This is a genomic window from Paraburkholderia sejongensis (assembly GCF_020880815.1).
Classification (GTDB): domain Bacteria; phylum Pseudomonadota; class Gammaproteobacteria; order Burkholderiales; family Burkholderiaceae; genus Paraburkholderia; species Paraburkholderia sejongensis.
Map to the genome: position 1 here is coordinate 1 of NZ_JAJITD010000011.1, position 12,078 is coordinate 12,078.

General features: G+C 65.6%; 13 protein-coding genes. 8 read left to right on the forward strand and 5 right to left on the reverse strand.

Going from position 1 to position 12,078, the window contains the following annotated elements:
- The 4 genes from LJ656_RS21450 to LJ656_RS21465 all read left to right on the forward strand — a co-directional run.
- Positions 1–687, forward strand: a 687-nt coding sequence (locus LJ656_RS21450; RefSeq protein ID WP_230511371.1) for an IS256 family transposase, incomplete at its 5' end; no start/stop codon positions are given.
- 124 nt (positions 688–811) lie between these two features.
- On the forward strand, positions 812–1,294 hold the full coding sequence (locus tag LJ656_RS21455) for a hypothetical protein (RefSeq protein WP_230511372.1): 483 nt from the start codon (positions 812–814) through the stop codon (positions 1,292–1,294).
- Positions 1,295–1,666: 372 nt separating this feature from the next.
- The gene (locus LJ656_RS21460; protein WP_075304228.1) at positions 1,667–2,710 is read left to right on the forward strand and encodes a rod shape-determining protein; all 1,044 of its coding nucleotides are present in this window, start codon (positions 1,667–1,669) and stop codon (positions 2,708–2,710) included.
- 5 nt (positions 2,711–2,715) lie between these two features.
- Complete coding sequence (locus tag LJ656_RS21465; protein ID WP_230511373.1) at positions 2,716–3,255, forward strand: SLATT domain-containing protein; 540 nt, start codon at positions 2,716–2,718, stop codon at positions 3,253–3,255.
- A 23-nt stretch (positions 3,256–3,278) separates the two neighbouring features.
- Here the strand turns inward: LJ656_RS21465 and LJ656_RS21470 are convergent, their stop codons facing one another.
- Both LJ656_RS21470 and LJ656_RS21475 read right to left on the reverse strand, forming a co-directional pair.
- Positions 3,279–3,989, reverse strand: coding sequence for a YceH family protein (locus LJ656_RS21470; RefSeq protein WP_230511374.1), 711 nt, complete (start codon positions 3,987–3,989; stop codon positions 3,279–3,281).
- A gap of 198 nt (positions 3,990–4,187) precedes the next feature.
- Positions 4,188–4,583 carry a PaaI family thioesterase gene (locus LJ656_RS21475; protein ID WP_230511375.1) on the reverse strand — a complete coding sequence of 132 codons (396 nt, stop codon included), beginning with the start codon at positions 4,581–4,583 and terminating at the stop codon, positions 4,188–4,190.
- A gap of 166 nt (positions 4,584–4,749) precedes the next feature.
- On the opposite strand from LJ656_RS21475, the gene LJ656_RS21480 reads away from it, so the two are divergent.
- A complete protein-coding gene (locus LJ656_RS21480; protein ID WP_230511376.1) occupies positions 4,750–4,980 on the forward strand; it encodes a BON domain-containing protein in 231 nt (76 codons plus the stop codon).
- A gap of 66 nt (positions 4,981–5,046) precedes the next feature.
- Here the strand turns inward: LJ656_RS21480 and LJ656_RS21485 are convergent, their stop codons facing one another.
- Positions 5,047–7,440: a phosphoketolase family protein gene (locus LJ656_RS21485; protein WP_230511377.1), complete on the reverse strand. Its 2,394-nt coding sequence runs from the start codon at positions 7,438–7,440 to the stop codon at positions 5,047–5,049.
- A gap of 218 nt (positions 7,441–7,658) precedes the next feature.
- Here LJ656_RS21485 and LJ656_RS34885 point away from each other — a divergent pair, with 218 nt between their 5' ends.
- Both LJ656_RS34885 and LJ656_RS21490 read left to right on the forward strand, forming a co-directional pair.
- On the forward strand, positions 7,659–7,787 hold the full coding sequence (locus tag LJ656_RS34885) for a hypothetical protein (protein ID WP_268998717.1): 129 nt from the start codon (positions 7,659–7,661) through the stop codon (positions 7,785–7,787).
- Positions 7,788–7,959: 172 nt separating this feature from the next.
- Complete coding sequence (locus tag LJ656_RS21490) at positions 7,960–8,490, forward strand: ankyrin repeat domain-containing protein (RefSeq protein ID WP_230511378.1); 531 nt, start codon at positions 7,960–7,962, stop codon at positions 8,488–8,490.
- 79 nt (positions 8,491–8,569) lie between these two features.
- Here the strand turns inward: LJ656_RS21490 and LJ656_RS21495 are convergent, their stop codons facing one another.
- Positions 8,570–9,277 carry an HAD family hydrolase gene (locus LJ656_RS21495; protein WP_230511379.1) on the reverse strand — a complete coding sequence of 236 codons (708 nt, stop codon included), beginning with the start codon at positions 9,275–9,277 and terminating at the stop codon, positions 8,570–8,572.
- A 13-nt stretch (positions 9,278–9,290) separates the two neighbouring features.
- Positions 9,291–10,355 carry a phosphogluconate dehydrogenase (NAD(+)-dependent, decarboxylating) gene (gene gnd / locus LJ656_RS21500; RefSeq protein ID WP_230511380.1) on the reverse strand — a complete coding sequence of 355 codons (1,065 nt, stop codon included), beginning with the start codon at positions 10,353–10,355 and terminating at the stop codon, positions 9,291–9,293.
- A gap of 367 nt (positions 10,356–10,722) precedes the next feature.
- Between gnd and LJ656_RS21505 the strand changes: the two genes are divergently transcribed.
- Positions 10,723–12,066 (forward strand): sugar efflux transporter, encoded by a 1,344-nt coding sequence (locus tag LJ656_RS21505; protein ID WP_230511381.1) that lies wholly within the window; start codon positions 10,723–10,725, stop codon positions 12,064–12,066.
- The last annotated feature ends 12 nt before the right edge of the window (positions 12,067–12,078 follow it).

Genomic DNA, 12,078 nt, shown 5'->3' on the forward strand with positions numbered 1-12,078 from the left:
GTGGTGAGCAACAAGGCCGTGTATCTGGCATTGGGCATCCAGGCCGACGGCCAGCGCGACGTGCTCGGCCTGTGGATCGAGCAGACCGAAGGCGCGAAGTTCTGGCTCAAGGTGTTCAATGAACTGAAGACGCGTGGCTGTCAGGACATCCTGATCGCCGTGGTCGACGGCCTGAAAGGACTGGCCGAGGCGATCGGCACGGCCTACCCGCGCACGGCCGTGCAGACCTGTATCGTGCACCTGATCCGCAACAGTCTGGAGTACGCCAGCTACAAGGACCGCAAGAGCGTCGCTGCAGCGCTGCGCCCGGTCTATGCGGCCGCGAGCGAACAGGCGGCGCAGCAGGCCCTGGAGGCCTTTGCCGCCGGGCCATGGGGAACGAAATATCCAACCATCGTGCAGTCCTGGCGGCGAGCGTGGGAGAACGTCACACCGTTCTTCGTGTTTCCGCCGGATATCCGGCGGGTGGTCTATACGACAAACGCCATCGAGAGTCTGAACATGCAATTGCGCAAGATCATCAAGACGCGCGGACACTTCCCCAACGACGAGGCCGCCATCAAGCTGCTGTGGCTGGCGCTGCGTAACGTACTGGCGAAGTCCGTACGCGCCGCATTTGACTGGTCATCCGCCATGAACCAGTTTGCCATTCTGTTTGGCGAGCGCTTCACCAATGCACGCGGGTAACTCCGCTAACCGCCTCGCACACAAAAATGCGGACAGGTTCGCGCGTGACGCCGGATCAATTCGATCTACCCTGACACAGCCGCAACAGACCGCAATCGAAGGCCCCAAAAAAACAGGTTTAACGATGACCACACGATCCGAAATTGAACGGCGTCTCTCCGTACTGCCTGGACTCGAATTGAGCGGCGTACATCACGCGGCCGATATGCTCACGCTGAGCTTCGGCCCATTACATCCATTTACCAACTTCAAGGGGGTGGTCAAATACATGGGCCAGTGGGCACTGCACGTTCAATGCCACTGGCGACTGGAGGAAGCCGGCCTCATCATCGCAACTATCGATGATCTTCGCGTCTCCGACGAAGAGGCTCACGCGAATTCACAGCGGCTCAACGAGATGCTGGTCGAGCACGATCCTGTGGTCGTCGAGACGGTATTGGTTGACGACAGAGCATGCATCGGACTCAAACTCACGCGAGGTTTCCGTTTGACTATCATCCGTGACGGCGTCGAAGACGAAGAGGACTGGCGATTCTTCGAGCACCTTTCAGACGCTACACACCTGGTGATAGAGGGCGGCAAGATCGCTTCGCACTCTTTCGACTGACGCTCAGCACAATCGGAACGGCGGGTACATCAGCCTGAATGCGATTACGCGAGCCCTGCAAATCAAAAATCGTCGAACCGATCAAACGGGGGCACCGCGAGCGCCGCCCGAGACCGAACATCAAAACCAGACACCCTGCCCGATTCCCCCTCCCAAGTCGAGCCAATCCGCTACGCAAAACCGGAGCCGTTGCGCGCTCCCCACCACTGCCCCCGCCCGCGTTGCGCCCCGCGCCGAAACTGCTATTCTTGCTGTCGCGCGGCCATTGAAGCCACCCCGGACCGCCCGAGCCGCCCGCCGCGAGCAGGCGGCACCCTCCCGACAGCCATCCGGGCCGCCCCCGCGCCCGACTTCGCAAAGACAGGAATACGAATGTTCGGTTTTCTGCGCGGCTACTTCTCCAACGACCTCGCGATCGACCTCGGCACGTCGAATACGCTGATCTACATGCGCGGCAAGGGCATCGTGCTCGATGAGCCGTCGGTCGTGTCGATTCGCCAGGAAGGCGGGCCGAACGGCAAGAAGATCATTCTCGCCGTCGGTCGAGAGGCGAAGCAGATGCTCGGCAAGGTGCCGGGCAACATCGAGGCGATCCGCCCGATGAAAGACGGCGTGATCGCCGATTTCAACATCACCCAGCAGATGATCAAGCGCTTCATCCAGATGGCGCACGAGTCGCGGCTGTTCGCGCCGTCGCCGCGTATCATCATCTGCGTGCCGTGCGGTTCGACCCAGGTCGAGCGGCGCGCCATCAAGGAAGCCGCGCACAGCGCGGGTGCATCGCAGGTCTATCTGATCGAGGAACCGATGGCCGCCGCCACCGGCGCCGGGCTGCCGGTGTCGGACCCGACCGGCTCGATGGTGGTCGATATCGGCGGTGGCACCACCGAAGTCGGCGTGATCTCGCTCGGCGGCATCGTCTACAAGGGCTCGGTACGCGTCGGCGGCGACAAGTTCGACGACGCGATCGTCAACTACATCCGCCGCAACTACGGGATGCTGATCGGCGAGCAGACCGCCGAGGCGATCAAGAAGGAAATCGGCTCCGCGTTCCCCGGCTCCGAAGTGATGGAGATGGAAGTCAAAGGCCGCAACATGTCGGAAGGGATTCCGCGCAGCTTCACGGTGTCGAGCAACGAGATCCTCGAAGCGCTGACCGATCCGCTGAACCAGATCGTGTCGGCGGTAAAGATCGCGCTCGAGCAGACGCCGCCGGAACTGGGCGCCGATATCGCCGAGCGCGGCATCACGCTCGCCGGCGGCGGCGCGCTGCTGCGCGATCTGGACCGGCTGCTCGCGGAAGAAACCGGCCTGCCGGTGTTCGTCGCAGAGGCGCCCCTCACCTGCGTGGTGCGCGGCTCGGGCATCGCGCTCGAACGGATCGAGAAATTCGGCAGTTCGTTCTCCTACGATTGACGCGCATGCAGCCGACCAGCGAGACGACGACCGCCCTGCCCGCCTACACGCCGCCCGGCGACGAAAGCGAACTGCTGCTGAAATGGATTCGCCGCGCGCGTGAATCGCAGATGAGCCATTACGACATGGCCGATCTGCTGTCGGCGCGCGCGCGCCGGCTCGGCTGGCTGGTGACGGTGCTCAGCGCGTTCGTCGGCACCGCGGTGTTCGCGTCGTTGAGCGCGCCGCCGATCTCGATCGAGATGCGGATTTTCGTTGGACTTGTCAGTGTGGCGGCGGCGATTTCGGCCGCGTTGCAGACGTTTCTGCGCTATGCGGAGCGTGCCGAGAAGCATCGCGCGGCCGGCGCGCGTTATGGCTCGGTGCGGCGCCGGCTCGAAGCGGTGTTCGCCGGCGATCCGGACGCGCGCGACGGCCACTACCTGAGTTCGATCCGCATCGAACTGGACCGGCTCGCCGAAGATTCGCCGAACGTGCCACCGTGGATTTTCTATCGGACGCAGCGCGCGTTGGCCGGGGGGCGCTCGCACAAGCGCGATGCGTAAGGCCAAGCGCTCAGCAGCCTGCCTCAGCTCCCCTCCCCGTCGTCCAGCGACATGCCCAGCTCGGTCGCCATCCGCCGCACCACCGCCTGCAAGCGGCTCACTTCATCGGCGAGACGCTTCTGCTCGGCCTTCAGCGCTTCGAACTCCGACAGCGGCACGCTGTCCGTATCGCCCGAGGCGGCCGCGGAGCCCGCGGCTTCGGCGACGCTCACCTCGCCGCAAAGCAGATGCATCCAGCGATGCTCGCGCTCGCCCGTCATCCGCGCCAGCCGCACGACGCGCGGCGGTTCGCTTTCGGCGAGTTCATCGAGAAACGCCTCGACCGACGAGATATCGGCGAATCCATGCAGGCGCGCGCTGTTCAGGCGCAACTCGGCGGCAGTCTGCGGGCCGCGCAGCAGCAGCGTGGTGAGCAGCGCGATCGACTGTCCCGGCAGCCCCAGCACGCGGTTCATGTTGTGCTCGAAACGCGGCACCCGGCTGCTGCTGCCTTCGTTGACGAGGCTCAGGCGCTTCAGGCCGTCGATCGCGGTCAGCACCTCGGCTTCGGTCGCGTTCATCACCGGCGCGCGGCCGGTTTTCTGGTTGCAGCCGAGCGTCAGCGCGTTCAGCGACAGCGGATAACTATCGGGCACCGTGTGCTGTTTTTCGACGAGCACACCGAGCACGCGGCCTTCGAGCGCGGTCAGTTCGCGCAGCGGCGGGCGGGAGGAAGCGTCGGGAGTGGAATTCATGGCGATGCGAGGTCTCGTTGAAGATGCGCGCGCCGGTCGCGGTCGGACGGCGCGGTCTGTTGGATCGGCACTATGATAAACGGCGCGGCGGCCACGGCGTGCTGGACGTGTCGCCCCGATGGGTTGCCGCGCCTGCCGGGTGGCAGCGCCCTTGCGCGGCGGCAGCGCGCCTGCCGCGGCGGCCACGCCCGCTGGGCGTCACGCAGCCTTTACATACTTGAAGGTCCCTTGCGCGCTGGCGATCAGCAGCTTGCCGTCGACCCACGCCTCGGCGCGCGAAAAGAATATCGAGCGGCCCGAGCGTTCGAGAAAACCCTTCGCGGTCACCGACTGGCCGAGCCCCTTGTCGAGATAGTTGGTGGTCAGCGACAACGTAAAGCCGTGCCGCGCCGGCTGTCCGGCCGGCGCGAACAGCCCCGCGTAGCCGGCGGCCGCGTCGAGCAGCGTCGCGATCGCGCCGCCTTGCAGCACGCCCTGACGATTGAGCTTGCTCGCGTCGATTGCCATCAGCAGCTCCGCATAGCCGTCGCGCCATTGCGTCAGGCGCACGCCGAGCGATTCGAGAAACGGGTTGTCGATGGGGAAGTCGGACATGATGCGAATCTGGTTGCTGAAGGAACCGTGAGCATACCCGCGATCCGGTCGCGGCAGCGCACAAGCTCGCACGCAAGGCGGCTGAGCGGATGCGCGAGCGGCGCGCCGGCAAAATCCGCCGCATCTGCTAGTGTTGGTGAATCAGTGTCCGTTTCGTGGAGCAGCCATGTCGTCCGTACGCTTTGCCGATGCGCAGATCGCCGCCGAGGCTGCGCGCCGCCTCGACTGGGACAGCGCGGTGCCTCCGCACGCGGTGCGGGTGAGCGTCGCGCATGGCCGGATCACGCTGTCCGGCGAGCTGGAGCGCGAGCAGCAGCGCACCGCGATGCTCGAAGACGTGAGGAGGCTATTCGGCGTCAGCGGCGTCACCGACCTCACGGTGATCAAAGCGCACTGACGCCGGCCCCCGCGCACGGCCGGTCAACCGCCGGCCGTGCGCGCGACGCGTGCATCGCATTGCCGTTCAACCCTGCCACGTCCAGTTTCTGATCTCCTCCTTGTCGATCCCTTCCGCGTGCGCATACGCGAGATGCTCGATCAACTGACCGCGCAGCCATTCCTTCGTATGGTCGCCGACGCCGCGCAGCGACGCGACCCGGTCGATCACATCGATCGCGAGCGTAAACCGGTCGACTCCATTGACGATCGCCAGTTCGAGCGGCGTATTGATGTTGCCCTGCTCGCGATAGCCGTGCACGTGCATATTGCCGTGGTTGTGGCGGTTATACGTGAGCTTGTGCACCAGCGCCGCATACGAATGGAAGTTGAAAATCACCGGTTTGTCGGTCGTAAACAGCGAATCGAAATCGCGGTCCGACAGCCCGTGCGGATGCGCGCGCTCCGGCATCAGCCGGAACAGGTCGACCACGTTGACGAAGCGGATCTTCAGCGTCGGGAAGCGCTCCTTCAGGATCTGCACCGACGCGAGCGCCTCCATCGTCGCGATATCGCCCGCGCAGGCCATCACTACGTCCGGCTCGACGCCCTGATCGGTCGACGCCCAATCCCAGATGCCGATTCCCTTGGTGCAATGGATCACCGCCGCATCCATGTCCAGATACTGCAGATGCGGTTGCTTGTCGGACACGATCACGTTCACGTAGTCGCGCGAGCGCAGGCAGTGATCGGCGACGCTGAGCAGGCAGTTGCCGTCCGGCGGCAGATAGATGCGCACCACGTCCGGGCTTTTGTTGGTCACCACGTCGAGAAAGCCGGGGTCCTGGTGCGTGAAGCCGTTGTGATCCTGGCGCCACACCAGTGACGTAATCAACAGATTCAGCGACGGCACCGGCTGCCGCCAGTCGAGTTCGCGCTTGGCTTTTTCGAGCCACTTCGCGTGCTGGTTGAACATCGAGTCGATCACGTGGACGAACGCCTCGTAGGTCGCGAACAGGCCGTGCCGGCCGGTCAGCACATAGCCCTCGAACCAGCCTTCGAGCGTGTGTTCGCTGAGCATTTCCATCACCCGGCCATCGGCCGCGAGGTGGCCGCCGTCGGCGTCGCCCGGTTCGAATTCGGCGAGCCAGGTTTTCGGCGACGCTTCGTAGACCGCGTGCAGTTTGTTGCTGGCGGTTTCGTCGGGGCCGAACAGCCGGAACGTCGACATGTTGTTGCGCATCACGTCGCGCAGGAACGTGCCGAGCACGCCGGTCGGCGACGTGTACGACGCCGCGGGCTTCTTCACCTCGACCGCGTAATCGCGGAACGGCGGCAAGTCGAGCGCCTTGCACAGCAGCCCGCCGTTCGCATGCGGATTCGCGCTGATGCGCCGCGCGCCTTCGGGCGCCAGCGCGCGCAGTTCTTCGAGCAGGCGGCCGTTGTCGTCGAATAGCGTGTCGGGGCCGTAGCTGCGCAGCCAATCCTCGACCAGCTTAAGGCTCTTGCGATTGGTGACCGGATCGAGCACCGGCACCTGGTGCGCGCGCCACGAGCCTTCCACCTTGTGACCGTCGACCTCCTTCGGCCCGGTCCAGCCCTTCGGCGAGCGCAGCACGATCATCGGCCAGCGCGGCCGGGTGGCGTCGTTGTTCTGGCGCGCATGCTGCTGGATCGCGCGGATTTCGCCCAGGCACTGTTCGAGCGTCGCGGCCATCTGCTGATGCATCGTCGCCGGATCGTCGCCCTCGACGAAGTACGGCTTGTGCCCGTAGCCGACCATCAGCGCTTCGAGTTCTTCACGTGGAATCCGCGCGAGCAGCGTCGGATTGGCGATCTTGTAGCCGTTCAGATGCAGCACCGGCAGCACCGCGCCGTCGCGGATCGGATTGAGGAATTTATTCGAGTGCCACGAGGTGGCGAGCGGGCCGGTCTCCGCTTCGCCGTCGCCGATCATCACGGTGACGATCAGATCCGGGTTGTCGAACGCGGCGCCGTAGCCGTGCGACAGGCAGTAACCGAGCTCGCCGCCTTCGTGAATCGACCCCGGGGTTTCCGGCGTGCAGTGCGAGCCGATGCCGCCCGGGAACGAGAATTGCCGGAAAAAGCGCCGCATGCCGGCTTCGTCTTCGCTGCGATCGGGATAGACCTCGGAGTAATGGCCTTCCAGATAACAGTGCGCGAGGCTCGCGGGCGCGCCGTGCCCGGGCCCGGACAGGAAAATCATGTCGAGGTCGAGCTTGCGGATCAACCGGTTCAGATGCACGAGCACGAAGCTCTGCCCGGCGTCCGAGCCCCAGTGGCCGAGCAGCCGGTTCTTGATGTGCTCCGGCTGCAGCGGTTCGCGCAGCAGCGGGTTGTCGCGCAGATAGATCATCCCGACCGACAGGTAATTGCACGCGCGCCAGTAGCGATCCATGTTGCGCAGCGTGTCGGGGTCCAGAACTTGCGGCGGATTGGATTGAGAACTTGCTTCAGCCATGGCGTCACTCCTCATAAAGGACTGTCAGGCGGGTTGGCGGAGATTGCGGCGCGAAAGGCGGCCGCGCGGTGAACGGTGGATGTATTAAGCTGTTTAAACCGGGTACGGCAGGCGATGCGGGGAGCGGCGAACGCGGCGGCCTCGCGGCCTTTAGCCCGCATTGCCGCCGCGCCACGTGCGCGCTCATGTGAGTTCCTTGTCTCGGGTCAATGGCCGCCATGTCGACATCTTCCAGTCCGCTCAAAAAGTTGGTGACCGTGATCGTTGCCGCCCTGGTGCCGTGCGTGGCGATCGCCGTGCTGCTCGGCATCTTCGGGCTGCTGGCCAAGCTGTTCGGTCACGGCTGACGCAGCATCGCCCGGTGCTGCCAGGGCGCGGGCGCGGCGCAAACTGTGTATGCTCGCCGCGAGGTTCGCCGGCGCCCTCAGTTGCGCCCCACGCCGCCGCGCGCGGTGGCCGTTTCGCGCTATGGCGTCCATCGATGCCGTGGCTTTCGCATTCATCGCAAGGAGATTTCCATTGACCGATCAAGCCGATAACCCGTCCTCTTCGCAGCCTGCGGTTGATTTGCAGGCGCTCGCGCAGGAAGTCTTCGATCTCGCGCGACGCGGCGACGCGACGATGCTCGCCGCCGTGATCGAAAAAGGCGTGCCGCCGAATCTGCGCAACGAGCGCGGCGACAGCCTGCTGATGCTCGCGAGCTACCACGGTCACGCGGACGCGGTGCGTACGCTAATCGACCTCGGCGCCGATCCGAACCTGCGCAACGACGCCGGCCAGACGCCGCTCGCGGGCGCCGCGTTCAAGGGCTTCGACACGGTGATCGAAACCCTGCTCGCGCGCGGCGCGGATGTCGAAGGCGCATCGCCCGACGGCCGCACCGCGCTGATGATCGCGGCGATGTTCAACCGCACCGCGATCGTCGATCTGCTGCTCGCGCATGGCGCCGATCCGCATGCGCGCGATGCGAACGGCGTCAGCGCGGCCGATGCCGCCGCGCGAATGGGCGCCGCCGACACCCAGGCGCGGTTAAAGGCGCTCGGCGCGTGAAGCTGAAGCTGCCCTGGTGACCGCAGCCGCGCGCCCAATGTGCCCAATGTGCCCAACGTGCCCAACGCGCCGGCTGCCGTCACTTCTGCTGCGCGCCACGCAGCAACCTGCTTACATCGATATCCGCCAGTTCGCCGATCCGCTCGATCGTCACATCGGCGGGCGGATTGTTGGCGATCTCTTTCGGATCGAACGCATAGTGCCCCTGGCGCGGAAACACGGTCGTCAATCCGCCGCCCCACGCCTGCTTCATCGCGCTGAGAATGCGCAGCTTGTCGTCGACCATCACGTAGTGGCGCGCCGGATAGCACTCCATCACCTGATCGAGCATCAATTCCTTGTGGATGTAGATCAGCACCCGCCCATCGACCTCATCCCATAGGCCCGAGCGCGACACCTTGCGCGGCTGGAACACCACGTCGCCATCGGACAGGATCACGGTCGGCCCGTACTGGGCGAGGTGGCGCAGCGCATCGAGCGCGCCAGGATACAGCCGGTTCGCAAACGGGTATTCGATCAGGAACGACGACATCAGCAACAGACGCGTGTCGCGCGGATGCTCGGTCCGGTAGCGCTGCAGCGCGCCGAGGTAATCCGCGTAGCCCAGTTCGCCGCGCAGGTTCTCGAAGATTTCCCAGTAGCGCGTGCTGTTCTGCTGGCCGAACTCGCGCATCATGTGCGCGCGCAGGTCCTGCAGCACGTGATCGTTATCGAGCAGCGTGTTGTCGCAGTCGAACAGAAACACGACGTCGTGCGGTGTGGGGGGGGTGGCGGGGGTGGCGGGCATCGTGCCTCCTGGTTTATGCCGGGTTCGTGGGACCTGGTGGCGGCGACGCCGCCTTTTCCGCATGGCCGCCGAAATCGTGGCGCATCGCCGACAGCACGCGATTGGCGAAGTCCGCGTCGCCGCGCGAGCTGAAGCGCGCGAACAGCGCGGCGCTGAGGACTGGCGTCGGTACACCTTCGTCGATCGCCGCCGCGATGGTCCAGCGTCCCTCGCCCGAGTCGGATACGCGGCCGGTGTAGTTCGTCAGCTCGGCGTCGCTCGCCAGCGAACCGGCGATCAGGTCGAGCAGCCACGAACCGATCACGCTGCCGCGCCGCCACACTTCGGCGATCTCGCCGAGATTCAGATCGTATTGATAGAACTGCGGCCGGCGCAGCGGCGAAGTCTCCGCATCCGCTTCGCGCGCGTGGCGGCCGGCGTCCGCGTGGCGCAGCACGTTCAGGCCTTCGGCATAGGCGGCCATCAGCCCGTACTCGATGCCGTTATGGACCATCTTCACGAAGTGCCCCGCGCCTTGCGGGCCGCAATGCAGGAAGCCCTGTTCAGCGGTGCTCCCGGCGGTGCTGCCGGAATTTGCGGCGGCGTCGCGGCCGGGCGTCGGGGGCGCCGCGCCGACACCCGGCGCGAGCGTCGCGAAGATCGGTTCGAGCCGCTGAACGACTTGCGGATCGCCGCCGATCATCAGGCAGTAGCCGCGCTCGCGTCCGGCGACCCCGCCGCTCGTGCCGACGTCCACGTAGTGAATCTCACGCGCGCCGAGTTGCTGGCCGCGGCGGATGTCGTCGTGATAGTAGGAGTTGCCGCCGTCGATCACGATGTCGCCCGGCTCGAGCAGCGGCGCGAGTTGATCGAGCGTCGCATCGACGACCGCGGCCGGCACCATCAGCCAGATCGCGCGCGGCTTGTCGAGTTGCGCGACGAGGTCTTCGAGCGACGCCGCGCCGGCCACCCCCTCCTGTTTGAGCCGTTCGACCGCCGCCGGCTGCACGTCGTACGCGATGCACTGCTGACAGCCCTTCGTCAGGCGCCGCACCATGTCTGCGCCCATCCGTCCCAATCCGATCATGCCTAGCTGCATAACTCGCTCCGGAAGATTGCGTGTCGCCGATCGATTCTGCGCGCGTTATGTTGCGGCGCCGTGGCCGCTCGATACGCGTTTGCTGCTCCTAAGCATAGGCGCTGTCGCGCGCGATTCGCGTGAAGTGTCCGAACCGGCCGCACTTTTTGCAGAGGCGTGGTGCGGCGTAAAGTTCCGCGCGCGACGAGTACCGCACGCGCGCGGCTCGACGATGCGCTGGCCTTGCGCTGAATTTGGGACGGCGTCCCCGCGCCTTTACGCGCCCCTTGCTTCAGGTCGATAATGCCCCGGTCGTTCCGTCCCCGAACCACCGAGCCCCAAGTGTCCGCAGCGACGCCCGGGCTGACCCCCACCCGACCACCGCCCCGTGTTGAAAACCGCGCGCTTTTTCGACCTGCTCAAAATCCCTGGCTTCAAGCCGCTGGCCGCCGCCACTCTGATGCTCGGAGTGGCGATGTCGTTTACCGCTCCGTATCTGTCGCTATTCGGCGTCGAACGCGCCGGCATGACGCCGTTCCGGCTCGGCGTGTTCATGACGCTGATCGCCGCGAGCGGCGTGCTCGCCAGTACGATCGCGGGCCGCTGGAGCGACCGCAGCGGCCAGCACCGACCGCTGCTGCTAGCCGCGCTGATCGCCGCCGCGCTCGGCTATATCTCGCTCTGCGTGGTGCGCGACTACCGGTTGTTGCTGGTGGTCGGCATCGTCTTCATCGGCGCCGGCGGCTCGGCGATCTCGATGGTGTTCTCGTTCAGCCGCGCAGCACTGCCCGCGCCGAACCCCGCCGAGCGCGTGTTCGCGAGCGCGACGCTGCGCACGATTCTGTCGGCCGCGTGGGTGTTCGGGCCATCGGTCGGCGCGCTGGTGCTCGCGGCGACCAGTTTCTACGGGCTGTTCCTGTTCGCGGCCGCGAGCTTCGCTGTCTGCGGCTTCATCGTCTGGCGCATGCGCGAGCCGCAAGGTCATCTCGGCGATCACACGGTCGAGGACACCGCGGCCGAGCCGTCCGCGTCGATCACCGTGCCGCCGTTGACGCAGCCGGGTGAGGACGCGCACGAAACGCTGCCGGTCGCATCGGCCAACGACATCATGCGCGCGGTCGCCGCGCTGACGCTGCTCGGCCTCGCCGCGAACGCGACGATGATCGTACTGCCGCTCTATATCGTGCACGGGCTGAACGGCACGCATCTGGATGTGTCCGTGATGCTTGGCCTCGGCGCGCTGACCGAAATTCCGATGATGCTCGCGCTCGGCGCGAAGTCGTCGTCGCTGCACAAGCCGAACTGGCTCGCCGCGTGCGCGGCGGTGCACGCGGTGTATTTCGTCGCGATGTCGCTGGCCGGCAACGTCGGCATGCTGATCCCGATGCAGATGCTCAATGCATTCGTGGTCGCCGTCACGTCGTGCCTGGGCATGACCTATGTGCAGGATCTGATGCCGCATTCGCCGGGTCGCGCGACCGCATTGTTCTTCAATGCGGCACGCGTCGGCTCGATCCTGTCGGGGGTGTTGTCGGGACTGCTGGTGCAGGCATTCAGTTATCGCGGCACGTTCCTGATCTGCGGGTTTCTCGCGCTGTGCGCGCTGGTGCTGTTCGCGGTGCCGGGTTATCGCTATCCGTTGATGTGGCGCGCGGTGAGGCGTTTTGCGGCGGCGCAATACGGCAAGCTGCGAGCGCGTAGCGGCGCGGGCGTGAGCGGACGCAGCGAGTAACGCCGCCTAAAG

Coding starts and splice junctions, on each gene's coding strand:
- LJ656_RS21480 (WP_230511376.1), top strand. CDS start 4,750: ATGTCGTCCGTACGCTTTGCCGATGCGCAGATCGCCGCCGAGGCTGCG.
- LJ656_RS21465 (WP_230511373.1), top strand. CDS start 2,716: ATGCAGCCGACCAGCGAGACGACGACCGCCCTGCCCGCCTACACGCCG.
- LJ656_RS21485 (WP_230511377.1), bottom strand. CDS start 7,440: ATGGCTGAAGCAAGTTCTCAATCCAATCCGCCGCAAGTTCTGGACCCC.
- LJ656_RS21455 (WP_230511372.1), top strand. CDS start 812: ATGACCACACGATCCGAAATTGAACGGCGTCTCTCCGTACTGCCTGGA.
- LJ656_RS21460 (WP_075304228.1), top strand. CDS start 1,667: ATGTTCGGTTTTCTGCGCGGCTACTTCTCCAACGACCTCGCGATCGAC.
- LJ656_RS21470 (WP_230511374.1), bottom strand. CDS start 3,989: ATGAATTCCACTCCCGACGCTTCCTCCCGCCCGCCGCTGCGCGAACTG.
- LJ656_RS21475 (WP_230511375.1), bottom strand. CDS start 4,583: ATGTCCGACTTCCCCATCGACAACCCGTTTCTCGAATCGCTCGGCGTG.
- LJ656_RS34885 (WP_268998717.1), top strand. CDS start 7,659: ATGTCGACATCTTCCAGTCCGCTCAAAAAGTTGGTGACCGTGATCGTT.
- gnd (WP_230511380.1), bottom strand. CDS start 10,355: ATGCAGCTAGGCATGATCGGATTGGGACGGATGGGCGCAGACATGGTG.
- LJ656_RS21495 (WP_230511379.1), bottom strand. CDS start 9,277: ATGCCCGCCACCCCCGCCACCCCCCCCACACCGCACGACGTCGTGTTT.